Annotated in this window: 16 protein-coding genes; 5 read left to right on the top strand and 11 right to left on the bottom strand. The window is 38.5% G+C overall.

The genetic code is table 11. The features are described from left to right. Window positions 1-31 precede the first annotated feature (31 nt). The 3 genes from HA632_RS10420 to HA632_RS10410 all read right to left on the bottom strand — a co-directional run bounded on the left by HA632_RS10420 (window position 32) and on the right by HA632_RS10410 (window position 6,193). Complete coding sequence (locus tag HA632_RS10420) at window positions 32-2,368, bottom strand: hypothetical protein (protein ID WP_176307102.1); 2,337 nt, start codon at window positions 2,366-2,368, stop codon at window positions 32-34. 146 nt (window positions 2,369-2,514) lie between these two features. Beyond that, window positions 2,515-5,265: a carboxypeptidase-like regulatory domain-containing protein gene (locus tag HA632_RS10415; protein WP_176307101.1), complete on the bottom strand. Its 2,751-nt coding sequence runs from the start codon at window positions 5,263-5,265 to the stop codon at window positions 2,515-2,517. A 31-nt stretch (window positions 5,266-5,296) separates the two neighbouring features. Beyond that, window positions 5,297-6,193 (bottom strand): GLPGLI family protein, encoded by an 897-nt coding sequence (locus tag HA632_RS10410; protein WP_176307100.1) that lies wholly within the window; start codon window positions 6,191-6,193, stop codon window positions 5,297-5,299. A gap of 119 nt (window positions 6,194-6,312) precedes the next feature. Here HA632_RS10410 and HA632_RS10405 point away from each other — a divergent pair, with 119 nt between their 5' ends. Together HA632_RS10405 and HA632_RS10400 are read left to right on the top strand one after the other, a co-directional pair. Further along, a complete protein-coding gene (locus tag HA632_RS10405) occupies window positions 6,313-7,107 on the top strand; it encodes a hypothetical protein (RefSeq protein ID WP_176307099.1) in 795 nt (264 codons plus the stop codon). Continuing rightward, a complete protein-coding gene (locus HA632_RS10400; protein ID WP_176307098.1) occupies window positions 7,107-7,721 on the top strand; it encodes a deoxynucleoside kinase in 615 nt (204 codons plus the stop codon). Before HA632_RS10405 ends, HA632_RS10400 begins: the two co-directional genes overlap by 1 nt. Before the next feature lie 30 nt (window positions 7,722-7,751). Here the strand turns inward: HA632_RS10400 and HA632_RS10395 are convergent, their stop codons facing one another. The 5 genes from HA632_RS10395 to HA632_RS10375 form a co-directional block, all read right to left on the bottom strand. After that, a complete protein-coding gene (locus HA632_RS10395) occupies window positions 7,752-10,232 on the bottom strand; it encodes a glycoside hydrolase family 2 protein (protein WP_228778776.1) in 2,481 nt (826 codons plus the stop codon). Beyond that, window positions 10,229-10,894 (bottom strand): copper homeostasis protein CutC, encoded by a 666-nt coding sequence (locus HA632_RS10390; protein WP_176307097.1) that lies wholly within the window; start codon window positions 10,892-10,894, stop codon window positions 10,229-10,231. Before HA632_RS10390 ends, HA632_RS10395 begins: the two co-directional genes overlap by 4 nt. 64 nt (window positions 10,895-10,958) lie before the next feature. After that, the gene (locus HA632_RS10385) at window positions 10,959-11,951 is read right to left on the bottom strand and encodes an isoaspartyl peptidase/L-asparaginase family protein (protein WP_176307096.1); all 993 of its coding nucleotides are present in this window, start codon (window positions 11,949-11,951) and stop codon (window positions 10,959-10,961) included. 2 nt (window positions 11,952-11,953) lie between these two features. Then, window positions 11,954-14,227 carry a family 20 glycosylhydrolase gene (locus HA632_RS10380; protein ID WP_176307095.1) on the bottom strand — a complete coding sequence of 758 codons (2,274 nt, stop codon included), beginning with the start codon at window positions 14,225-14,227 and terminating at the stop codon, window positions 11,954-11,956. Window positions 14,228-14,320: 93 nt separating this feature from the next. After that, the gene (locus HA632_RS10375; RefSeq protein WP_176307094.1) at window positions 14,321-16,879 is read right to left on the bottom strand and encodes a sodium-translocating pyrophosphatase; all 2,559 of its coding nucleotides are present in this window, start codon (window positions 16,877-16,879) and stop codon (window positions 14,321-14,323) included. 166 nt (window positions 16,880-17,045) lie between these two features. On the opposite strand from HA632_RS10375, the gene HA632_RS10370 reads away from it, so the two are divergent. Then, a complete protein-coding gene (locus HA632_RS10370) occupies window positions 17,046-17,765 on the top strand; it encodes a glycosyltransferase family 2 protein (RefSeq protein ID WP_176307093.1) in 720 nt (239 codons plus the stop codon). 2 nt (window positions 17,766-17,767) lie between these two features. Here HA632_RS10370 and HA632_RS10365 read toward each other — a convergent pair whose 3' ends face one another. From HA632_RS10365 to HA632_RS10355, 3 genes are all read right to left on the bottom strand, one after another. Continuing rightward, window positions 17,768-18,388, bottom strand: coding sequence for a DNA-3-methyladenine glycosylase 2 family protein (locus tag HA632_RS10365; RefSeq protein WP_317174602.1), 621 nt, complete (start codon window positions 18,386-18,388; stop codon window positions 17,768-17,770). After that, window positions 18,372-20,858, bottom strand: coding sequence for a DUF5686 and carboxypeptidase-like regulatory domain-containing protein (locus HA632_RS10360; protein ID WP_176307092.1), 2,487 nt, complete (start codon window positions 20,856-20,858; stop codon window positions 18,372-18,374). The genes HA632_RS10365 and HA632_RS10360 overlap by 17 nt, the downstream gene beginning before the upstream one ends. Before the next feature lie 132 nt (window positions 20,859-20,990). Beyond that, window positions 20,991-21,968, bottom strand: a complete 978-nt coding sequence (locus HA632_RS10355; protein WP_176307091.1) for a pyruvate dehydrogenase complex E1 component subunit beta — start codon at window positions 21,966-21,968, stop codon at window positions 20,991-20,993. Between the two features lie 233 nt (window positions 21,969-22,201). Between HA632_RS10355 and HA632_RS10350 the strand changes: the two genes are divergently transcribed. Next, entirely contained in the window at window positions 22,202-22,948 is a 747-nt protein-coding gene (locus HA632_RS10350) for an electron transfer flavoprotein subunit beta/FixA family protein (protein ID WP_176307090.1), read from the top strand. A 16-nt stretch (window positions 22,949-22,964) separates the two neighbouring features. Then, window positions 22,965-23,933, top strand: coding sequence for an electron transfer flavoprotein subunit alpha/FixB family protein (locus HA632_RS10345; RefSeq protein WP_176307089.1), 969 nt, complete (start codon window positions 22,965-22,967; stop codon window positions 23,931-23,933). Window positions 23,934-24,049 lie beyond the last annotated feature (116 nt).

The raw sequence follows: 24,049 nt of genomic DNA, 5'->3' as shown, positions 1-24,049 counted from the left end.
CCCCAACTCGATGAGTTGGGGTTTTTGCTTTTTAGTAAGTGCCGTTTTGCATTCGTTTTAAAACTTCTTTGTATTCATTTAAAATGGATTTGTCATCCGCCGGTACATGATCAATGGCTTTTTGCTCGGTTAGTAAGGCTTGATCTTTTTGATTATTCATGTAATAAAGTTGGGCCAAAGTGTCTAAATATCGGTGCTCGGTTTTAAAGACTTTCACACTGGCTTCACTCCATCGGATAGCTTTTTGAATGGTGTTCATGTCTTTGGTTTTGGTTTCAACCACTTGCCATGCTACGCTATTGGCCAAATCACAAAACTCTTCTTTGAACCCTGACCAAGAGCGGTGATTGCTTTTTTGGCCGGTATATAGTTCGTCTAAAGTTTCAAACAAACTGGCATTTTTAGTTTCTATGGCTTGGAAATACTCATCATATTCTTTGAAGTACAAAGAGTAATCATTAGGATAAGCTTCTTTAATATTGGCCAAATAATTTTTAAAATCGCTTTGATTGAATCCAGAAATTTTTAAAAAAGTCTTATAATACTCCACCAGTTTTAATTGGTGTCCTTTGGAAACGGGAATGGACTCCGAATTAGGATTTTGGAAGAAGGAACTCAAAACAGAACTTATACTCTTCTCGGCATAAGTATTTCTTAATCCGAAAAGATAACTGACTTCCTTTTCCGCCGGTTTTTCATCAATCTTTTGTATCTCTTTATAACGCTTGAATAAATAATCTAATATTATAAAATCGGTGTCGGTAATTGACTTAGGTTGTCCATATAATTTATAAAGGAAACCGGTATTGAGTAATTCACTTTTACAGAGCTGGCCAAATTCTTCATCATAGGTTTCTTTGCGGGTGTAGAAATCAACTAATATTTTCCATTTCTCGGCGATTATCTCTTTTGGAGTTAATACGTTGTACAAGTTTTCAGGATTGTCAACATGCAAATAGTCGTCCATTCCATCCAAAACGGCTTCAACAGCAGTGGTATCGGCTATGGTCTCATCATAATATTCTTCTTCTACTACGGCAGCGGCAGTATCAATTTCTTCAACCGCAACAGTATCTACAACACCTTCGGCATACTCGTTAAAGTTCTTTTTGGTTTTGATGATTTCGGCCAAAGATTTTTTAAAATCAGCCAGCGATGCTTTTTTATTTTTCACCAATTTATCCAACCTTACATGAGCATCGGCTCTTTTGACTTCATCATAAACCGAATAATAAATTTCAAACAGACTGGAATTTTCTTCTAAAGTACCCGGCGTATAATAAAGCAAATCGCCATTAGCATTGACAAAGACCAAAGCTGTTTTGTCTTTGATTTTGAAGTTTTGCAGCAACACCTGGTCTTTTTCGGTAGCTAAATAATAATTGAATTGGTCTTTTTCTGCGTTGTACTTTGTTCGCATAAAACGCGATAATCTTTGCTCTTTTTGAGTCACAAACTCAGTGAATTCAGCTTTGCTGTTTTTACGGTTGTCAAAGGAAATTACCAAAAACTTTTCGGGCGTTTTTTCAAGACTTTTCAAGGCTTCAGCATAGGTTTTTAAAACCGGAAGTTTGAAATTATAGGTATTGGTTTGGCGTCTTTCCAAATAACTGCTGTCAAATTCGTCCTTATTTTCAAAGCCATTATTTTTCAACCAATCTTTTTCGTTTGCAATGGCGATGGGATTGATTTCATTTTTGGGCGCTATTGCCGAACCTTCTTTCTCAAAATCAAAAGCCGGATTCAGTCTGCGTCCTTCTCTTACTGACAGTTTTTTGGTTTCTTTGTCTACTATTCCTTTTAACTCAATAGCGTTAAACAGATTATAGTCGTATTGAACTTCTATTTCGTTAACACTTGGATCAATTTGAAATTTAGTCACTACAGCGCCACGTTTTCTATTGATTTCAACGAAGTACAAATATTTTGTCTTTTCGACGTCTATTTTAACTTCCTTTTTTCTGGACAGGTCGCCTAAACTGCTTTTACGAAGATACTCATTGAGTGGCTTGTATTCAACAATGGTATGTTCCTCTTTTTGGGTTCCTATGTAGATGTCGTAACCGGCGTAAAGTAAATTTTGGTTGTCAAATTTTAATTTAAACGTACTCGAAAACGGCGCATCTTTGTTGATTTTAATCTTAAAACTTGACTCATTGGATTCCGAATTATTAAACGTAATGGTATCGTTTTGAACTGTATATTTTCCGAACAAAAAAGCCATTTCAAATTGGTTGTCTTCAAGGATTTTCAACATAACCTTCTGTCCTTTTGTGGTTGACTTATAAATACCCGGCTCAAGTATGGGCGTTTGGGCATAACCGAATGTAATGACAGAAAAAAATAATAAAATAGAGAAATTTTTCATGAAAGATACTTTTATTGGCTACTATAATACTTTTTAAAAATAATATATTTCACACAACTAACGTGCAATTCGTGAAAATATTATCTCATAAAAAAACTTCCGCTAAAAATAACGGAAGTTCACTTAAAAATCCAATTGTAAAAGGCTTATAAATTGTATTTCAAACTCAACATTACATAACGTGGTTGCACTCTGTATTGCGATGTTCTGGTAGAAAATTGAGAGAAATTGTCATCATTTAAAGACGTTGTATTAAGTAAGTTGGTAGCCGAAATTTTATACTCCCATTTGCTGTCTTTGGTCTTTTGATAAATCAAACTCGCCGATAGAAAATCGTATTCATTCTCTACCGATTTGTCTTTGTTGTAATAGTGATAAAACTCGTATTCACTCACGAAAGAGAAACTTTTTAGGAAGAAATAATCCAATTTTATCGTTGGTCTATCGGTGAAAAAAGTATCGTTGGGATAATCGTTTATGGTGTAACTGTATCCCAATTCAATATTTGGTAAGTTTTTAAAATTGGTTGAAGCTCTTAAATTGTATATCTGAGTAAAACTTTCATTGGTGATTAATACGTCTTGAAATGTATTTCTGTCGATTTGGATGTTGTTGAACTTGCCCCAATTCAAATTGACATTCAAAGAAGCTTTATAATATTTAAAGAAAGAGCGACCATAACTTCCGAAGAAAGACATTGACTCATCGGCAAACTCCGAATTGTAAGGCGAAGACACTTGGTTCACATTATTGAAAAAAGCTCTCGTTTTAATGGCGTCAACGGTACGATTGTAACTTACAGCGGCTGAAATGTTTTCAAAGTTGAACATGTTGTATTTAAAATAACGCAGAGAGTGTGATTGCTGAACAGCATTCTCCAAAGTTCTGTTTCCGCTTGACAAACTGCTGTAATTGTTTAATACAAAACCTTCTGCTTGGCGATTGATGTCGGTGAAATTATTGGTAAACGAAAAATTATAAGTCAGCGTTTCCGCCTTTTTTATTTGGTATAACGCTAAGAAATCAGGCAGAATTCGAGTAAAGTTTTGCTTGTAACTTGTTCCTAATTGCTCATTGTTCAAAGCATAAGTATGGAAACTTACTCCGGGTGTAAACGTAAATTTACCGGTCAATACTTTGTAATGCACTCCCAAAAAAGCATCATTGAAACGGTAAGTAACATCATTCGTATTGGTCGTATTGTCTAAATCATTAACGTTTCCATTGTCTAAAACTTGGTACATGCTTGAGTTAAAATTTTGATTGGAATACGTATTTCCCAAAGTTAAATTGATATTACTTTTTGGTGTCAGCATATAATAATAATCCAACTTACTGTCTAACTTATTGGTTTTTACAAAACGATTTTGGTTTAAATCGGTTCGGTTTTGCGTGGTGTCGTATCCTAAAATATTACTCGGTGGCAAGGTTGAAGTAAACGGGTCTGATTGTAAATTGGCGTTGTAAAAAGGATTCTCATCTTGGTACAAATGTTGGCTTTCAAAAGCAAAAACGTGTTTTTCTGCCGCTGTGTAATAAAAGCTTAAGTTCTGATTTAATGAAACCGGATCTTGTTTTTTGGCGGTAAAAATATCTTCAGTAGTCGAATTATCAGCTTCATCAATGGTTTCTCTCAACAAGGAATTGTTTTCATCTTGTTTGGAGAATTTGGCCAAAATATCATAATCAAATTGGAAATTGGTGTTTGGTTTGTAACTTGAACTTAGCTTGAACAAACCTAAATTACTTTTCTGATGTGCTATTTCAGCTCTGTTTTCAGTGGAAGCCACTTCGGTAGAGGTTGGATCTAAGAAGTTAGTCGTCGATACGGTTTCCAAATCGGTTATCGAAGAAGAAAGAATAGCAAATCCGCTTATCGTCCATGATTTGGTTGGATTATATGAGAAATTGGTTGCCCCAAAATCGGTTTCAATTTCTTTCGCTCGATTGTTTCTGAGTAATGAAATCCCCAAGTCATTCGAAGACACATTAAAACTCGAACCGCCTTTAGACATCATGTTTCTGAAACCGCCGGTGAATTTAAAATAATCCTGAATGGTTAGTGGCAACTCACCTATGTTATTAAAGTTGGTGATGATATTCACACTGTATTTCGGACTGTAATAAAACAATTTCGGATTGACATTATAACGGTCAAATTTAGATTCAGGGCAAAAACCTCCAGCTGCTGTGACATCTCCAAACCAGAAGTTTTTCTTTCCGGATTTCAATTTGATGTTCATCGCCACATTATCCTGATTGTTTTCCACGCCCTTTAGAATGGAATTTTCGTTGTAGTTTCTCAAAACTTGAACTTTATCAATGGCATCGGCGGGAATGTTTTTTACGCCCAACTTGGTGTCGCCATCAAAAAAGTCTTTGCCTTCCACCATTAATTTGGTTACTTTTTTGCCTTCTACTTCTACTTCGCCATCGGCATTGACTTCTACACCGGGTAATTTTTTAAGTACATCTTCGAGTTTTCTTTCGGTACCGGTTTTAAACGAATCGGCATTGTATACAATGGTATCACCTTTAATCGAAACGGGCATTTCGCGCACGATTTCGACTCCATCTAACTCGATTCCACCACTTTCCATAGTGATGTTTTGGGTGATGTTCTGGGTTTGCGTGGTCACTGTAATTTCCTTGTTTTGCATGCCCAGATAACTCAACTTAATGGTGTAAGTTGCGTTGGGTTTAAGGTTTAAAACAAATTTCCCTTTGTCATTGGTTATGGCATAAGCATCCATAGTTTTGGTGCCTTGATTCATTGCCATGATATTCGCCATTTCCAGTGGCGCTTTGGTATTGTCTTGAATGATTCCTTCGAATCTGATAGTTTGTGCAGTGGCTATGCTTGTAACCAGAAAAAAAAGTAGAGAAAGTTTTTTCATGAAGTCGTTTTGAAATTGAATTTTCTGAATCTTATCTGGTCATTCTCATTTGGAAACCGCCGCCGCGACCATTATTCATTTCCTGCATTTCTTCCATTTTTTTGACTACAATTTCGTCGTATTCTTTTTGCGAAACCTGTTTGCCGTTACTTGGCGCTTTAATTTCTGCTTTATCTTTTGGATTTAAAACAATTTTAGAACAAAGAATTGTCGTTTTGCCGTCATTGACTTCCAAAATCAATCCGGGTAAGCCCCAATAGCCTTCCGGACCTTGACTTACCGGAATTTCCGGCGTGTACCAAGCGGTAATGGTAATTTCCTTAGGCAATTCTATTTGGTCCATGAAACTGGTTTTAGTGCCTTCTTTGGTTTCCTCTTTTGCTTTTTCATCCTTTTTCTCTTCTTCTTTTTTAGGACGGAAGTTTCTAAAATCAGTCTTACTCGCCGGAATCACCGCAGTGGCTTTGAAACAATTGTATCCGCCAATTACTCTGGTTTCACCGGTCATTTGCCAGTTGTAGTTGACCAAAGAATCTTTGACCAAAAACTCTTTACCCATAAATTCTTTATCCACTTTATAGGTCTTGTCTTTTACGTTTTTATAATAAGTTCCGCCTCCGCCCATCATCGAGCTCATCATTCTGAAACCACCTTGACCTTGTCCGGGAGTTTCCAGCTTTTCTTCTTCTTTGTAAATGGAAGCTGATTTGTCGAAGTTTAGAAAAAAGGTTTTTTCAAACATTTTTTTCATACGTTCTTCTATCATTTTTTGCATTTCGGGCGAGATTTCTCTATTGCCTTCAAAACGAGATTTGAAATCGGAAGTACTGGTTTTGGATTCATAAACAGCCATACCTTGGAAGTCTTTTTGGGCATGAGTGGCTAAGTAAGAGAATACTAAAAACGAAGCGAATACTATTTTTTTCATTGATTTTTGGTTTTGATACAACAAATATGACGATTGTTATCTTAAAGTGTTACCAATGTTTTGTTAAAATATTGAGGAAGACTTATGGAAATAAGTGCACTTTACTGTAAATTAGCACTATGATGAAAAATGCCCTTTCTTTTATTATCCTACTCATTTTCTCCTATAGCTTCGGACAAAATCCGAAGTTGAAAATCACTGCGGTCAGTTCTGAAGAACTAGAAAATAAAACCTATGCCGGTTTTGATGGATTGGGCAACAACTATTTTATCAAAAACAATGTTCTTATCAAACAAAATGATTCTCAAACTTGGGAATATAAGAATGTGGCTTTGGGTAAAATCACTTCAGTTGATTACATCAATCCCTTGAAAATCGCGGTTTTCTATGAAGATTTCAATACTATTATCACGCTTGACAACCAATTGAATGAAATTCAGAAATTCAACCTGTTTGAAATTGACAATACCATTTTGGCCTCTAAAATAGGCATGGCCTCACAAAATCAATTTTGGATATACAATGCTTTAACCCAGCAAATCATGCTGTTTGACTACTTGAAAAACACTTCCAAAACCGTCGGGAATCCCATAGCCGAAAACATCAAATACACCCAATCCGATTTTAATAATTTTTATTGGATTGACGAAATCAATAACTGGTATTCCATTGATATCTTCGGCAAGGTGACTTTGTTGGCCAATATTCCGCCATTTGAAAAAATCCAAATCGTTGATCATGAAAAACTGTTGTTTTCAAGAGACAATACTCTGTATTGCCTGAACAATCAATCGAAAACGATTTTCGAAATCGAAATTGTTGAGAAATCGTTCCTCAATTTTTATTACAAAGACCAAATTTTAGCTATTTTTACCAACCAACAAATTAAGAATTTTAAAATAAAACTACCATAATGCACATAGCAGTCGCAGGAAATATAGGAGCAGGAAAGACAACATTAACCCGATTTTTAGCCAAACATTTCAAATGGGAACCTCATTTTGAAGACGTGGTTGACAATCCGTATTTGGATGATTTTTACCACCAAATGGAACGTTGGAGTTTTAACTTGCAGATTTATTTCTTGAATTCGCGTTTCCGTCAGGTATTGCAAATCCGCGAAAGCGGTAAAAACATCATTCAGGATCGAACGATTTATGAGGACGCCCATATTTTTGCGCCCAACTTACATGCTATGGGATTAATGACCAACCGTGATTTTCAAAATTACACTTCGCTTTTTGAATTGATGGAAGGCTTGGTTGGCGCTCCTGATTTGTTGATTTATTTGAGAAGTTCCATTCCCAACTTGGTTTCCCAAATCCACAAAAGAGGTCGCGATTACGAAAACACTATTTCAATTGACTACTTGAGCCGATTGAACGAACGCTATGAAGCTTGGATTACGACTTATGATAAAGGAAAGCTATTAATTATTGATGTGGATAATGTTGATTTCGTGAACAATCCGGAAGATTTAGGAATGATTATCAACCGAATTAATGCCGAGATAAACGGCTTGTTTTAAAAATAAAAAGCTCCAAAATTGGAGCTTTTTTTATGGCATCGTATCAAATAAACTTTTCACCTGAATCGCTTTTACCGAATTTGATAATTGGATTTGTACTTTCTGTCCGGGCAAAATATCGAAATAATTGTCACTGAAAAAAGTATCTTCTTCAGAAGAAAGAAAAACATTCTTCGTCAAAACATCAGAAAAGATTTCATAAGTTAACTCATCAAGCTTTGTAATTTGGATATTTGGATTACTCAATTGCAAATCTTTAGGCTTAACAAAATAGAAAAGTGAATTTGCTGATTTATTTTCAGAATCAAACGAAACAGAAAGCACAGTTTTTTTCGATTCAAAACTTTCTAAATCACTTTTAGAAATTTCAAAATGAACCAAATTTGAGCTTCCCGGAATAACGCCGGTATTTTTGGCAGACCAAAGTTTTTTACCATTAAAATCTTGTAAAACCACCTCAAATTGGCCTTCAAACGGATTCAAACCATCATTGACTATATAAGCTTTATAGCTACTTTCTTCTTCCTTTACTGAAATCAACACCTCCTCAAAACTTCGCTTCGCTTGATGATGAAACGCTTTCCATCTCCCAAAATAATCCACCGAACTCCAGGAAGTCACAGGCCAACAGTCATTGAGTTGCCAAAACAACGTTCCCATGCATCTGCGGTCGGTTCGATGCGCTTCAATGGCCATTTTCATGCCTTCGGCTTGCAACAATTGGGATACATAAATATAGTCTTCAAAATTGTTGGGCACTTGGTAATCTCTCGCCATGTATTCATTTATCGTCTTGTAACCCGTTGGATGCTTTTGATGGCTTTTAACCGCTTCCGAATCGAAATGCAGTTCGCTACTTTTGGCGAAAGCCTGAAACGTTTTAATATCGGGCATGCTTTGAAAACCGTATTCGCTCATGAAGCGTCCCACTTTCTGACGGTACATTTCAAAAGGTTCCATTCCCCACCAAACACCCCAATAATGGGCATCACCGCTTAGCAAACTCTCTTTCTTGCCCCAACCAATAGATGGTGAAGATGGCCAATAACGGTTTTCATTTTTAGGTAACAATCTGTCAAGTGTTTGCGGAATCAGTTCGTGAAACAGCTTTTGGTAATCGTTCCAAATCTTAGTCGAATCCTGTGCTGAATAGTTGTATTGTTTTTGCCAACCCCAATTGTGCCAACCTTCGTCATTTTCGTTATTCCCACACCAAAGTGCAATACTCGGATGGTTTTGCAAACGAGAAACATTATCAACAACTTCCTGTTTTACATTGGCTAAAAACGTTTCATCGCCGGGATACATCGCGCAGGCAAACATAAAATCCTGCCAAACTAAAATACCGTTTTTGTCACAAGCCTCATAAAAAGCATCCTCAGCATATACACCGCCGCCCCAAACTCTCAGCATGTTCATGTTGGCGACTGCCGCATTTTTGACTATAGATTGATAAACCGAATCTGTTGCTCTTGGCAAAAAACTGTCGGGCGGAATGACATTGGCTCCTTTCATAAATACCGGTTGGTCGTTTACTTTAAAATAAAAGCTTTTGCCAATTTCATCTTTATCCTGAATTAATTCAATCGTTCGCAAGCCGATGTTTAATTTCTTGATGTCTATGATTTGTTTGTTTTGGGCTAAACTAACTTCAAACGGATACAAATGCGCTTCGCCTAAACCATTGGGCCACCACAATTTCGGGTTCTTGATTTCGTAGGTCAGCGACAAGTTGTTTTTCCCTTTTTCGAGTTGAAGGAATTCCGATTTCTCATTGATTTTTAATTCGTATTGAGAAGCATTCTTACTGTTTATTTCGATTGCAAACTCAACTTTTGCCAAACTTTTATTGGTCAAATCCTGATTGGTTTTGATGTTGGTTATCGTGGCATTGTCCCAAAAATGAAGCGCTACTTTCTTGTAAATCCCGGCGGTGACAAATCTTGGTCCCCAATCCCAACCAAAATGGTATTGTGCTTTCCGGGTGAATATTTTTTCGTCGCCTGGTAAAGTATAAGTTAGTTTTTTGGCTTCTTCTTTTCCTTTTTTAACGGCGGAATTGAAAGTAATTTCTAATTTGTTTTGCCCAATTTTCAGCTGCTTTCTCACGTCAACTTTCCATGTTCGGAACATGTTGTTAGCGGAAAGGATTTTAGTTCCGTTTAAAGTCACTTCGGCAAAAGTGTCTAATCCGTCGAATTGTAGAATGGCATTTTGATGATCCAGCTCTTCTTTGGAGATTATGAAAGCCGTTTGGTATTGCCAATCTTCGTTTTCTATCCATTGCAACTGTTTTTCATTGGCATCGAAAAAAGGATCGGGGATTAATTGGTTCGCCAGCAAATCGGTGTGCACGGTTCCCGGAACTTTGGCGGGAAACCATTTGTATTTATCGTTATGAACACTTTTGAATTGCCACTTTTCCGAACTTAAATTGCGCTCTTTTTTTTGTGCCCAAAGTACCATTGGCGACAAAAAAACAATCATGAATTTCAATAATAAAGTTCTCATTTCAGTTTGGCTTTTAAGGCTTGAATTTCATTTGGATTTGCAGTTTCACTACCGTCAGTTATCGCCGAAGAATGATAAAAAACCGCTTTGGTGTTTTGTTGAATCTGTTCAATATTGGTGGAACGCAAACCACCGCCGGGCATGATAGCAATACGGTCATTGGCTTTGGAAACCAATTCGGTTAAACGGTTCATCCCTTCTGTTACATTTTGGGCTTGACCCGACGTTAAAATCGTTTTAAAACCGCAGTCTATGATTTGTTCCAAAGCCTCAAACGGATTTTCTACTTCGTCAAAAGCGCGGTGAAACGTGCATGGCAAAGGTTTGGCCAAATTCACTAGTTCACTATTTCTTTCTATATCAATTTTATTATTTTCATCTAAAATTCCGAAAACAAAACCGTTAACTTCCAGTTCTTTTACGGCTAAAATATTCTTTTGCATTTGCTGAAACTCTTCATCACTGTATACAAAATTGCCTCCTCGTGGGCGAATCATAACATACAAATCGATGCTTAAATTTTCTCGGGCTTGCTTTACGGTTTCAAAATTGGGTGTGACACCTCCTATGTCAATTCCGGCACAAAGCTCTACCCTATCGGCGCCATTTTCTTGGGCGATTAGAGCTGAATCTAAGTTGAAACAAGCGATTTCTAATTTCATATTGGAATTTGATTAGTCTGTTTTTTAGCCGCAGATTACACGGATTGAACGGATTAGCACAGATTTATTTCAAAAAATAATCTGCATCAACTAACTTATTACCGGAGTTGTCGTTTACTGCATAATTAAATCCGCCTTGAATACAATACGCGCCGTAATTGCCTTGTTTGTCTAAAGCGATAAAACCAACCTGGATGTCTTTAAGATTTTTGTTGCGATTTTGTGTCAGTTTCACAATACGCGAAACGGCTTCTTCACAAGCTTGTTGCGGTGAATTTCCCTGTCGCATTAACTCGACTACCAAATGGCAACCCGAAATTCTGATGACTTCTTCGCCATGACCGGTGGCTGTGGCAGCTCCGATTTCATTATCGACATACAAACCAGCACCAATGATTGGCGAATCACCTAATCGACCGTGCATTTTGAACGCCATGCCGCTAGTGGTACAAGCACCGGAAAGATTCCCGTGACTGTCTAAAGCAATCATGCCGATGGTATCGTGGTTTTCAATGTTGGCAATGGGTTTGTACTGACTGGTTTTGAGCCATTCCTTCCATTCTTTTTTGGAATCTTCTACCAAGAGATTTTCTTTTTTAAACCCTTGGGATAGGGCAAATTGCAAAGCACCATCACCAACCAACATCACATGAGGTGTTTTTTCCATCACTGCGCGGGCTACAGAAATCGGATGTTTGATGTGTTCCAAAGCCGCTACCGAACCGATATTGGCAAACTCGTCCATGATACAAGCGTCGAGCGTAACTTTTCCGTCTCGGTCAGGTCTTCCGCCATAGCCTACGCTTCTTTCGGTTGGGTCGCCTTCCGGAATTTTCACTCCGGCTTCAACGGCATCTAGTGCACGACCGTTATTTTTTAGAACTTCCCACGCGGCGCCATTGGCTTGTACGCCAAAATTCCAGGTGGAAAGCACAATTGGCTTATTGACTTTGCCTTTTGGCTTTGCTGAATTATCTTCTTTCGAAGCAAATGTTTGAAGCGCCAAGGCTACAGAACCTGCCGCCGCTGTTTTGAGAAAATTTCTGCGATTTGACATAGTTATTCTATGGTTATTTCATCTGCAAAAAGCCACGCTTTGTTTCCGGCTCCGGGCTGACCGTCGGGAATAGTGCCGAAGTTTTCGACCGTTACTTTTACAAATTGAATGTTTTTTTTATTGCAATCTAAGGTGATTTGACCTTTGCTTTTTTGAATTTCTTCAGCGGAAAAAGTGCCGATGGTATCAAATTGTATCATATCTTCTGAAACCTGGAATGTCACTTTTTTAGGAAAATAAATCCAAGATGAAGGACTGCTCAATAGTCCGATGCCCAAGCGATTGATTTTTTGTCTAGAACCTAAATCAATGGTAGCGATTAAATCGGTTCCCGAAAAGCCGAGCCAATGTTGTCCAAATTTAGCTTTGTCGCCTTTGATGCCATCCACCAAAGTAAATCCTCCTCCTTTGGCATAATTCCCGCTGGGGTGGTTTTGAAGCGAAACCAGTTGGCTGGTGGCTTTGTGAATGAGGAATGATTGTTCGACAACATTGCTTTTAGGTTGGTCATTTTCAAAATAAGCCGCTTTTATCGTTTGGGATTTGGTGATTTCCAGCGGTTGATTGTAAACCTTTGACAGCGTTGTTGGTTGAGACCCATCGGTGGTGTAGTGAATTCCGTTGGGTTGCAGATTGGTTTTTAATAAATATAAAACACCATGACCACCGGGTTTGGGCATCACATCGGACGTAATTTCGAATAAAGCTTTGCTGTATTTGATGCCTTTCTTCTCTAAAACGGGAAACTGTTGTATCATTCGTTTTTCGAAATCGGCATATTTCTCGGGATTGGAAGTTCCCCAAAGCACTTCTGATAAGGCCATCATTCGCGGGAAAATCATGTATTCCACTTGTTCCGGTGATGTAATATATTCGGTCCACAAATTGGCTTGCGCACCAAGAATGTATTGGGATTCTTCCGAAGATAATTCTTCTGGAATCGGATTAAACGCATACACTTTTTCTACCGGAGTGTAGCCGCCAATGGCTAAAGGTTCGTTTTGCGGATTGCCTTGGTAATGGTCGAAATAACAATGTGAACCGGGCGTCATTACGACGAAATGTTTTTGTTTTGCGGCTGCGATTCCTCCTTCGGTACCTCGCCAACTCATTACGGCCGCATTGGGTGCCAAACCACCTTCTAAGATTTCGTCCCAACCTATTATTTTTCGCCCTTTGGTGTTGACAAACTTTTCCATTCTTTGAATGAAATAACTTTGGAGTTCGTGTTCGTCTTTCAGTCCTTTTTCTTGGATTAAATTTTGGCAATGCGTGCATTTCTTCCAGCGGGTTTTCGGACATTCATCGCCTCCGATGTGGATGTATTGGGAAGGAAATAAAGCAATAACTTCGGTTAAGATATTTTGCAAAAAAGTGAAAGTTTCCTCTTTGGGACAAAACACATCATCTAAAACGCCCCATTGTTTTTCCACTTCAAATGGTCCGCCGGTACAGGAATATTGCGGATAAGCGGCTAAAGCGGCTACGGCATGTCCTGGCATTTCGATTTCGGGCACGACGGTAATGTGACGTTGTTTGGCATAAGCCACTACTTCTTTGATTTGCTCTTGCGTATAAAAACCACCGTATCGGATGTCATCATATTTTTGTTCGTTATAATGGCCTATCATTGAACCATTTCGCCACGCACCGACTTCGGTCAGTTTTGGATATTGTTTGATTTCAATTCGCCAACCTTGGTCATCGGTTAAGTGCCAATGAAAAGTGTTGAACTTGTACATCGCCAGGTAATCGATATACTTTTTGACAAAATCTACGGAGAAGAAATGTCGGGCGCAATCGAGGTGCATGCCACGCCAGGCGTATTTAGAATAGTCTTTTATCTCTAAACATGGTACTTTGATTTCATCCTTTTTTTCGAAGGGAATTAACTGGAGAAGCGTTTGAATCCCGTAGAAAAAGCCCTGATTGTATTCCGCTTTAATCACTATTGTTTTATCGGAAACCGTGAGTTTATAGGGTTCTTTGATGCCACTAGCTTCAGGACTGTCAAGATCAAAACTTAAGCTTATTTTGGAAACATTGGCCGCCACCGGTACAATTTTAAGCTCCAATCCTGTTTGCTGTTTTATGGCTTGTTGCAAATAGTGTGCTTCAAACATAGAAGCCTCTGCTTGGATTACCGTTTCTTTATTTAAAACGAAATGGCCTTTTCTGATTTCTACCGATTCGGGCTGAGGAATCAAAGGCAATGGATTCTGTGAAAAAACAATATTGAAAAATAGCAGCAAAAAAAAGGCAAATTTATTGGTCATGGAAGTTGTGTTTGTCTTGGCTAATTTAAACAAAAAAGACAAAAAAAATGCCCCGCAATTGCGAGGCATCTTTATTATTTTTAAATCTTTCGATTATTTTAAAGCATCTACTTTAGCTTTCACTTCTGCTTCAGTACCTTCAAAAGTTTGAGTTGTTGCTGTTCCGCCTACTGTAGTAGTTACAGTTGCTTTGGCTTTACCGTTAGTGTTGGTAATTTCAACTCTTACATCTTTAGTTGCAGTAGCTGCTTCCGGTTTGGCACAACATCCTTTTTTATCAGCGATGAATTTACCGTCAGCACCGTAGTGAGATAAACAAGCTTCTTTTTGCTCAGGCGTACAACCTAAAGAATCACACATTTTAGCACATTCTTCTTTGGTCATGTCTTTGCATTTGCTCATGTCGCATTTGCCCATGTCTTTACATTCTTTTTTCATCTCCATAGTGCATTCCATTTTTTTGGTTACTGCACCGGCTTCGTGACCCCCTAAGATTGGAGCGATAACTAAACCAATCAAACAAGTTAACTTGATTAAGATGTTCATTGACGGACCTGAAGTATCTTTAAACGGATCACCAACAGTATCTCCGGTTACAGCTGCTTTGTGGGCATCAGAACCTTTATAGGTCATTTCTCCGTTGATTTCAACACCAGCTTCGAAAGATTTTTTGGCATTGTCCCAAGCACCACCGGCGTTGTTTTGGAACACAGCCCAAAGTACACCCGATACAGTTACACCAGCCATATAACCACCTAACATTTCAGCGATTAATTGGTTGTTATCAGCATAAACTAATTTACCTAATAATACGATAGCTATTGGGAAACCGATAGTTAAAACGCCCGGCAACATCATTTCTCTTAAAGCAGCTTTAGTAGAAATCTCCACACATTTACCGTATTCAGGTTTTCCTGTACCTTCCATGATACCCGGAATTTCTTTGAACTGACGACGAACTTCGTAAACCATGTCCATTGCCGCTTTACCTACCGAGTTCATTGCCAAGGCAGAGAACACAACAGGAATCATCCCTCCAACGAATAACATCGCTAATACAGGCGCTTTGAAGATGTTGATCCCGTCAATTCCGGTGAACGTTACATACGCTGCAAATAAAGCCAATGAAGTTAACGCAGCAGAAGCGATAGCAAAACCTTTTCCTGTAGCAGCAGTAGTGTTACCCACTGAATCTAAGATATCTGTTCTTGTGCGAACTTCTTTTGGTAATTCACTCATTTCAGCGATACCACCGGCGTTGTCAGAGATTGGTCCGAAAGCATCGATTGCTAATTGCATAGCCGTTGTAGCCATCATTGCAGAAGCTGCTAAAGCTACACCGTAGAAACCGGCAAAAGCGTAAGAAGCCCAGATAGCACCGGCAAATAATAATACGGTTGGGAATGTAGAAATCATACCGGTAGCTAAACCAGCGATTACATTTGTACCTGCACCGGTTGAAGATTTTTGTACAATGGCCAAAACCGGTTTTGTTCCTAAACCTGTGTAGTATTCTGTTACAGACGAAATTACTCCACCTACTACTAAACCAACGATAGTAGCGTAGAATACTCTCATAGAAGAGATTTGTTGCGCGCCTTCACCATAGAATTCCATGGTCATTGTAGCAGGCAATAAATATTGTACTAAGAAGAAACACGACACTGCAGTTAAAATAATAGAAACCCAGTTTCCAACGTTTAACGCACCTTGCACTTGTTTTTCTTTAGCGTCATCACTTGATATTTTTACTAACATCGTTCCGATGATAGAGAATAAGATTCCGAAACCAGCGATTGCCATTGGCAATAAAATTGGACCAATACCACCGAATGCGTCTTCGATTTTTCCGCCCATATCTTTGATTACATAGTTCCCTAAAACCATCGCAGCCAAAACAGTTGCTACATAAGAACCAAATAAATCAGCACCCATTCCGGCAACGTCACCTACGTTATCTCCAACGTTATCTGCAATAGTAGCAGGATTTCTTGGATCATCTTCAGGGATTCCTGCTTCAACTTTACCTACTAAGTCAGCACCAACGTCAGCAGCTTTGGTATAAATACCACCACCTACACGAGCAAACAAAGCGATAGATTCTGCTCCAAGAGAGAAACCGGCTAATGTTTCCAGAACGATAGTCATGTCTTCGGCAGAAGTCCATACGCCATTCATAAAGTAACGGAAGAAAAGGATAAAGAAACCTGTTAACCCTAAAACGGCTAAACCGGCAACACCTAATCCCATAACGGTTCCACCACCAAAAGACACTTTCAAAGCTTGTGGTAAACTGGAACGAGCCGCTTGGGTTGTTCTTACGTTGGTTTTAGTAGCGATTTTCATCCCCATATTTCCGGCTAAGGCCGAAAAGAAAGCTCCGAAAATAAAAGCCACCACAATTAATATGTGTGTTGTAGGAACTACAAAAGAAATTCCGGCCAACACAGCACTGGCAATCAATACGAACACTGCCAATAATCTGTATTCTGCTTTAAGGAAAGCCAAAGCTCCTTCATAAATATAATCTGATATCTCTTTCATTTTGCCATCGCCCGCATCTTGTTTTAAAACCCAAGATCTTTTGACAGCCATAAAAGCTAATCCAATTAATGCCATCACTATCGGCACATAAATCATCATTGATTCCATAAATATAATTTTTGTTATAAATTTTATCGGTCGCAAAAGTAACAAAACTTTAACAAATAAAAACAATATAATTTGTGAATATTAGTTCAATTGGTATACATGTATTTAAAGTAAATTATTGCTTACTAAACCAAAAAACCTATTTTTGAGAAATATTTAAATTCAAATGGCCATCAAAACGCTTTCTATCATAATCCCTGCCTATAATGAAGGTCCGACTATTTACAAAATATTGGACAAAATAAAAGCTGTTTCACTCCTTAATGATATTCAAAAAGAAGTCATTATTGTAAATGATTGCAGCACAGACAATACGGCTGAAAGCGTTCAAACTTATATCAAAAGTAATCCTGAGTTACCCATTGTTTTTTTGGAACACACTGAAAACAAAGGCAAAGGCGCGGCTTTACACACCGGAATTAAAAAAGCCAACGGAGAAATTATAGTGATTCAGGACGCTGATTTAGAATATGACCCGCAGGAATACAACATTCTTTTAAAACCTATAGTTGATGAAGTTGCCGATGTGGTTTACGGCAGTCGTTTTATGGGCGGAAAACCGCATCGTATTTTGTTTTTTTGGCACAGCATCGGGAATAAGTTTTTAACATTTTTGAGCAATATGTTTTCCAATTTGAACCTGACCGACATGGAAACTTGTTACAAAATGTTTCGTGCCGATGTTTTAAAGTCGATTACACTCAAAGAAAAACGATTTGGATTTGAACCCGAAGTGACTCAAAAAGTAGCCCGAATCCCCAAAATCAGAATCTACGAAGTTGGCATTAGTTATTACGGCCGAACCTTTGAAGAGGGCAAAAAAATCAGTTGGCGCGATGGTTTTCACGCGATTTATTGCATCTTCAGATATGGGATTTTCAGATAGGGCTAAAAAATAAATTGTCGGTTTCGCTTGACTAAATAATGGTGCCACAGAAAATACGTTGCCATGCTTCGGTAGGGTTTCCAATTTTCAGCCAAAACTATCATCGCTTCCTTCTCTTCACAACCATACAATTCTTTTATCGTATTGACCACAGCAATATCGCCAATCGGAAGTATGTCTTGTGATTGCAATGAGAACATCAGATAAACATCAATAGTCCAATTTCCGATACCTTTGATTTGGATTAATTCTTTTCTGACTTCGTCCGGGTGTTTTTGAGAAAGTGTTTCTAGAACTAAGGTTTTATCCAAGATGGCTTCCGCCAAAGCTTTCAAATAAATAGTTTTTTGGCGACTGACACCACAATTTCTGAGCGTTTCTTCTGAGGTCTGAAATATGGTTTTCGGAGCAACATCGCCTAAAGCATTTTCAATTTTAACATAACAAGCCCGAGCCGATTCGATAGAAACTTGTTGCTCTAAAATGAGTTTGCACAAGGTTTGAAATCCTTCCGGTCGCGTTGGAATAAAAGGATTGCCGTATTGCTGATGTAATTTTTGAAAAACTTCATCTTTCTCGACCAAATAAGCAACCGCTTCCTGCATTTTAGAAATAGAATCCAAACGAACCTTTGATGGTGAAATTATCTGTATCCGGTAAGTTTCTATAATTGCCTCTCCAAGCAAAATCCAAACGGAATACTTTGAAGATATTTCCAATTCCGGCGCTGTATTCCCAATACGGTTTTTCAGGCGCTTTATAAACCAATCCCGATGCATTTATGGCTCTGTTTTCGTCAGAAACCGTTCCGTAAACACCTCTGATTCCAACAATCTCGCGCAAGTTTAATTTTCGCAATCCCGGAATTCGGGCAAATACCTTACCGTTGAAGTTGTGTTCCCATTGGAAAGTGGCATACTCATCGGCTACGAATTCATAAAAATTCAAGTTGCTGAAGGTGTTTTGAATGATAAAATACGTTTGGTTTCCCGGAACCACACTCATCAATCCGAGTGGAATTTGTCCAAAGGTTTTTCCCAATTCCATCGTAAAATTGGAACGTCCTAATGCGCCAATGATTATTGGTTGCTTGTAGTACAATTGGATTTTTTGGTAATCAAAATCGCTATCGATAAATCCTTTGAAACCTTGACTGTAATTGATAAAGAAACGGCTGTACGGACTATCAACTTCTCTTCTTTCCACTCCGTAACCAATGGTTTTTTTCTTTGGTGTATATTCTACCTGCAAGTTCAACTCCGACTGTTTAACTTCACTGGCTGTGGTGGTAAAAGTATCATCGGTATAATAATTCAAACTAAACGTATCCGAAGCCGATTCTAACGTACGATACGAAAATCCGAGTTGGAACGTGAGGTTTTTTACCGGTTCAATCTCAGCAGCTAAAGTACTCAAGTTGATATTGGTCAGTTTGCCATTGGCACCTGTTGTAAACAAACCCGATGAGGCATAACTTCTGCCTAAAACATCATTGGTCGTGGTTAAACTCGCCCCAATTTGCTCTACATCTCGCCTATTGCCCCCGGAAAGGATGATTCTGTTTTTCTTGTCAATCATCCATTTTCCTGACATGCCGTATTTGAACTTGTTGTCTTCAAATCCGTAAGCAGTATAACCTTGCAAACGCCAAGTATCATTTGGGCCGAAATATGTTCTTCCTCCCGCTCTTAAACGCCAACCTTCTACTTCATTAAAGCCAACGGTGGAAAAAATAGGTCCGTAATCCAAATGCCATTTCGGAATTTCAATGTAACCGCTTCCTAAAATGGAAACCAAACTGTAGAGTCGTTTGAATTTTTTCACCGTTTTAAGCGTATCAATCATTTCATAGATTTTCCGCTCATCTTTGTTGAGTTTTTCAAAACGGTTTTCTTCCCAATATTCATCGGTTTTGGCATAAACTTCATTATCGATAAAATTGACTTCCTCTTTGTAGAACTTCTCCGGTTTCTTTTCGTCAAACTTAAAGTTGCGGTATAAAGTGGTTCTTTTACCGTAAACACCTTTGGATTCTTCTTTTTTGCGCAAAGCAAAATCGGACATCATATAATCCCGGGTCGGCAAGAAAACCGAATCGTTTAACACTTCAAATTCTTGTTCGATATAAATATCTTTTACCCAGTTGATGTTGGCACTCTTGGTCACCGCCATATTGATGGTTTTAATGGCAAAAGTGGAATCGTTTACCCAAAAATCGCCTTTAAAAGTCAACTCGTTTTTACGTCTCGGATAAAACACTATGTTGTAACACCATTTGTTGTCGATAAAAGCGGTATCGGTTAAGACATAATTGTAAACATCTATTCCGGTGCGCGATAACGGACTTACAAAACTCTTGTCGAAAAAGTTCAAATAATTGTCATAGATATCAAAATCGCTGTACAAATCTTTGATAAACATATTCACGCCATCGCCATTCCCTAAGCCCGAATTCTTATTGGCTTTGAGGATTTCTTTGGTTTTTTTGGCTTCATTATCCCCGTAAAACTCAGAGAGTGATTCGTTGATAAAAATGGGCAAATAGGTTTTACCGGTAACGCTGGAGGTATCAATGTTTTTGAAGACAAACTCCATGCCTTTGAAAATTTTACTTTTCATAAAAGCGCTGTCAATGGTGTTCATGTCAAACTCAACTTTTTCATACTTTTCGTATTGGTATTGTTTGAACATTTTAAGCCCGTTCTTTCTTCTTCGTTCCCAAATTTTTCTCAAAATATCCAAAGCCGGATTGTCTTTTTTTGAGGTTTTCCCTGCGTAAATTTTAACTTCTTTCAACGCATTTCCTTCTTTCAAAACAATTTTAAAATCATAATTGACCTGTTTGGGCAACTTCACCTCTGTATCGGGAAATCCGACAAAAGAAACAATCAAGGCTGTGTGCGTATCGGGTGATTCAATATAAAATCGACCATCTTCGTTTGAAACAACACCACCGGTTTTGACTCCTTTAAAAACAATATTAGCATAAGGAATCGGCTCATTCGAATTATCGACAACAATTCCGCTCACTTTCGTTTGGGCTGAAAGGCTACACGCAAATAGGAAAACAATTAAAGTAAATATCTTTTTCATGGGCAAAAAAAAACTCCATCGTATTTTGTAGGATGAAGTTTCAAATATAAGTATTTAGGTTATTAGATTTTTAGACTTCTACGATATTTAGAAAAATTTCTAAACCTCCGACAAAGCCGTTAGTCTAAGAGTCTATTTATATGTTACTTTTTTAACCGCTTTTATTACATCTTCTGCATTAGGCAACCATTCTTTTAGTAAGGTTGGCGAATATGGGGCCGGTGTATCAGCGGTTGTAATTCTTTGGATTGGCGCATCTAAATAATCAAAGGCTCTTTCCTGAACCATATACGTAATTTCAGAAGCCACACTGGCAAACGGCCAAGCTTCTTCTAAAACAACCAATCGGTTGGTTTTTTTAACCGAGTTGATGATGGCATCGTAATCCATTGGACGAACCGTTCTCAAATCGATGATTTCACAAGAAATGCCTTCTTTGGCTAATTCGTCAGCCGCAATAAAAGCTTCTTTAATGATTTTACCAAAAGAAACGATAGTAACATCTGTTCCTTCTCTTTTTACATCGGCAACGCCTAGCGGAAGTGTATATTCTTCCTCCGGAATTTCCCCTTTATCACCATACATTTGTTCTGATTCCATAAAAATCACCGGATCATTATCGCGAATAGCCGATTTTAGTAACCCTTTGGCATCATAAGGTGTTGAAGGCACTACTACTTTCAACCCAGGAGTATTGGCAAACCAGTTTTCAAAAGCTTGAGAGTGTGTCGCTCCTAATTGACCCGCAGAAGCGGTAGGTCCACGGAACACCATCGGCATTGGAAATTGTCCGGCCGACATCTGACGCATTTTAGCGGCGTTGTTAATGATTTGGTCAATCCCAACCAACGAGAAGTTAAACGTCATATATTCAACAATCGGACGGTTACCGTTCATGGCGGAACCTACTGCAATTCCGGCAAAACCTAGCTCTGCAATTGGGGTATCGATTACTCTTTTGGGTCCGAATTCGTCTAACATTCCTTTAGAGGCTTTGTAAGCACCGTTGTATTCGGCTACTTCCTCACCCATTAAATAGACTGATTCGTCGCGACGCATTTCTTCACTCATCGCTTCAGCAATCGCTTCTCTAAATTGTATCGTTCTCATATTAGGATTATATTACGGTCAATAATTTTGAAAGGCAAAAATAAAAATTAAATACGATTAAAAAACATTTCTTGCCCTTAATTAATAGCCTATTGACAAGTCTTTACGACAAGCCTAATTTTCATGGGTTACGAAATCGATTGAAATTTGAAAAAATATTATGCATGCATATAAAAATTAGAAATATATTTTATACTTTTACGCTCTGAAAAATTCACTTAATAAACACAACAATGAAAATATTAGTTTGCATCAGTCATGTGCCTGATACTACTTCAAAAATTAACTTCGTTAACGGTGATTCTGAATTTGATACCAACGGTGTGCAATTCGTAATCAATCCCAATGACGAATTCGGATTAACCAGAGCAATTTGGTTCCAAGAACAACAAGGCGCTAATGTAACGGTTGTTAATGTTGGCGGTGCCGATACTGAACCTACTTTAAGAAAAGCACTAGCCATTGGTGCCAACGAAGCAATTCGAGTAAACGCCACGCCTACTGACGGATTTTTTGTGGCCAAACAATTAGCCGAAGTAGTAAAAACAGGCAGTTACGATTTAGTAATCTGCGGAAAAGAATCTTTAGACTACAACGGCGGAATGGTTCCGGGTATGTTAGCCGGTTTATTAGATTACAACTTTGTAAACTCTTGTACCGAATTAACAATCGACGGAAACTCAGCCAAAGCCGCTCGTGAAATCGACGGCGGAAAAGAAACCATTGCCGCTTCTTTACCTCTAGTAATTGGTGGCCAAAAAGGATTGGTGGAAGAAAAAGACCTACGCATTCCGAATATGAGAGGAATTATGACTGCCAGAACCAAAGTCTTGACGGTTTTAGAACCGGTTGGCGCTAATGTTAATACCAAAGCAGTAAAATTTGAAAAACCGGCACCCAAATCAGCGGTGAAATTATTCGCTGCCGATGATTTAGACGGATTGGTAAATGCCTTACACAACGAAGCAAAAGTTATCTAATTTTAAAACGAAAGACATGTCATTATTAATATATGCAGAATCGGCCGACGGAAAATTCAAAAAAGTAGCTTTTGAATTGGCCTCTTATGCCAAAAAAGTAGCCGAATCATTAGGAACAACGGTAACTGCGGTAACCGTAAACGCCGGCAATGTTTCCGATTTATCCAAATACGGTGTAGATAAAGTGTTGAAAGTAAGCAACGAAAAGTTAGCCAACTTTAACGCCAAAGCCTATGCTGATGTGGTAAAACAAGCCGCACAAAAAGAAGGCGCGAAAGTCATTTTGCTTTCCTCAACCACCGACAGTTTATACATGGCACCATTGGTTGCCGTTGGTTTAGACGCCGGATTTGCTTCGAATGTGGTGGGATTGCCTTTAAGCACTTCGCCTTTCCAAGTCAAAAGAAATGCTTTCTCTAACAAAGCGTTTAACATCACTGAAATCTCAACTGACGTAAAAGTATTAAGCTTAGCTAAAAACTCTTACGGATTGGTAGAAAGCGCTGCCGCTGCTGCTGAAGAAGATTTTGCTCCCAACTTGAACGACGCCGATTTTAACGTAAAAGTAGAATCGGTAGAAAAAACCACCGGAAAAGTAACCATCGCCGATGCTGATATCGTGGTATCCGGCGGACGTGGCTTAAAAGGCCCTGAAAACTGGGGCATGCTAGAAGAATTGGCTTCAGTGCTTGGCGCTGCAACCGCTTGTTCGAAACCGGTATCTGATTTAGGTTGGAGACCTCACAGCGAACACGTAGGCCAAACTGGAAAACCGGTAGCAACCAACTTATACATCGCCGTGGGAATTTCGGGTGCCATTCAGCACATTGCCGGAATCAACTCTTCTAAAGTGAAAGTAGTGATTAACAGCGATGCCGAAGCACCTTTCTTCAAAGTGGCAGATTACGGAATCGTTGGCGATGCCTTCGATATCTTGCCTCGCCTGACCCAAAAACTAAAAGAGTTTAAAGCTCAAAACGCATAAACCGTTATTAATTCATTCTAAGAGTCGTTGAAATATAAAATTTTCACCGACTCTTTTTTTTGTGCTTTCCATTTTTAGAAGCGAAAAGTTTTTGTTACTTTGCAGTCCATTTTCCT

The sequence above is a fragment of the Flavobacterium sp. J49 genome, from assembly GCF_011742145.1.
GTDB lineage: Bacteria > Bacteroidota > Bacteroidia > Flavobacteriales > Flavobacteriaceae > Flavobacterium.
Note: the sequence above shows the minus strand (reverse complement) of the source record. Positions and strands in the feature narration are given on the sequence as shown.

Bases quoted from the DNA above. Each gene is read 5' to 3' on its own strand.
- HA632_RS10345 (WP_176307089.1), top strand. From the start codon at position 22,965: ATGTCATTATTAATATATGCAGAATCGGCCGACGGAAAATTCAAAAAA.
- HA632_RS10350 (WP_176307090.1), top strand. From the start codon at position 22,202: ATGAAAATATTAGTTTGCATCAGTCATGTGCCTGATACTACTTCAAAA.
- HA632_RS10410 (WP_176307100.1), bottom strand. From the start codon at position 6,193: ATGAAAAAAATAGTATTCGCTTCGTTTTTAGTATTCTCTTACTTAGCC.
- HA632_RS10370 (WP_176307093.1), top strand. From the start codon at position 17,046: ATGGCCATCAAAACGCTTTCTATCATAATCCCTGCCTATAATGAAGGT.
- HA632_RS10420 (WP_176307102.1), bottom strand. From the start codon at position 2,368: ATGAAAAATTTCTCTATTTTATTATTTTTTTCTGTCATTACATTCGGT.
- HA632_RS10380 (WP_176307095.1), bottom strand. From the start codon at position 14,227: ATGACCAATAAATTTGCCTTTTTTTTGCTGCTATTTTTCAATATTGTT.
- HA632_RS10405 (WP_176307099.1), top strand. From the start codon at position 6,313: ATGATGAAAAATGCCCTTTCTTTTATTATCCTACTCATTTTCTCCTAT.
- HA632_RS10400 (WP_176307098.1), top strand. From the start codon at position 7,107: ATGCACATAGCAGTCGCAGGAAATATAGGAGCAGGAAAGACAACATTA.
- HA632_RS10385 (WP_176307096.1), bottom strand. From the start codon at position 11,951: ATGTCAAATCGCAGAAATTTTCTCAAAACAGCGGCGGCAGGTTCTGTA.
- HA632_RS10390 (WP_176307097.1), bottom strand. From the start codon at position 10,894: ATGAAATTAGAAATCGCTTGTTTCAACTTAGATTCAGCTCTAATCGCC.
- HA632_RS10360 (WP_176307092.1), bottom strand. From the start codon at position 20,858: ATGAAAAAGATATTTACTTTAATTGTTTTCCTATTTGCGTGTAGCCTT.
- HA632_RS10375 (WP_176307094.1), bottom strand. From the start codon at position 16,879: ATGGAATCAATGATGATTTATGTGCCGATAGTGATGGCATTAATTGGA.
- HA632_RS10415 (WP_176307101.1), bottom strand. From the start codon at position 5,265: ATGAAAAAACTTTCTCTACTTTTTTTTCTGGTTACAAGCATAGCCACT.
- HA632_RS10355 (WP_176307091.1), bottom strand. From the start codon at position 21,968: ATGAGAACGATACAATTTAGAGAAGCGATTGCTGAAGCGATGAGTGAA.
- HA632_RS10395 (WP_228778776.1), bottom strand. From the start codon at position 10,232: ATGAGAACTTTATTATTGAAATTCATGATTGTTTTTTTGTCGCCAATG.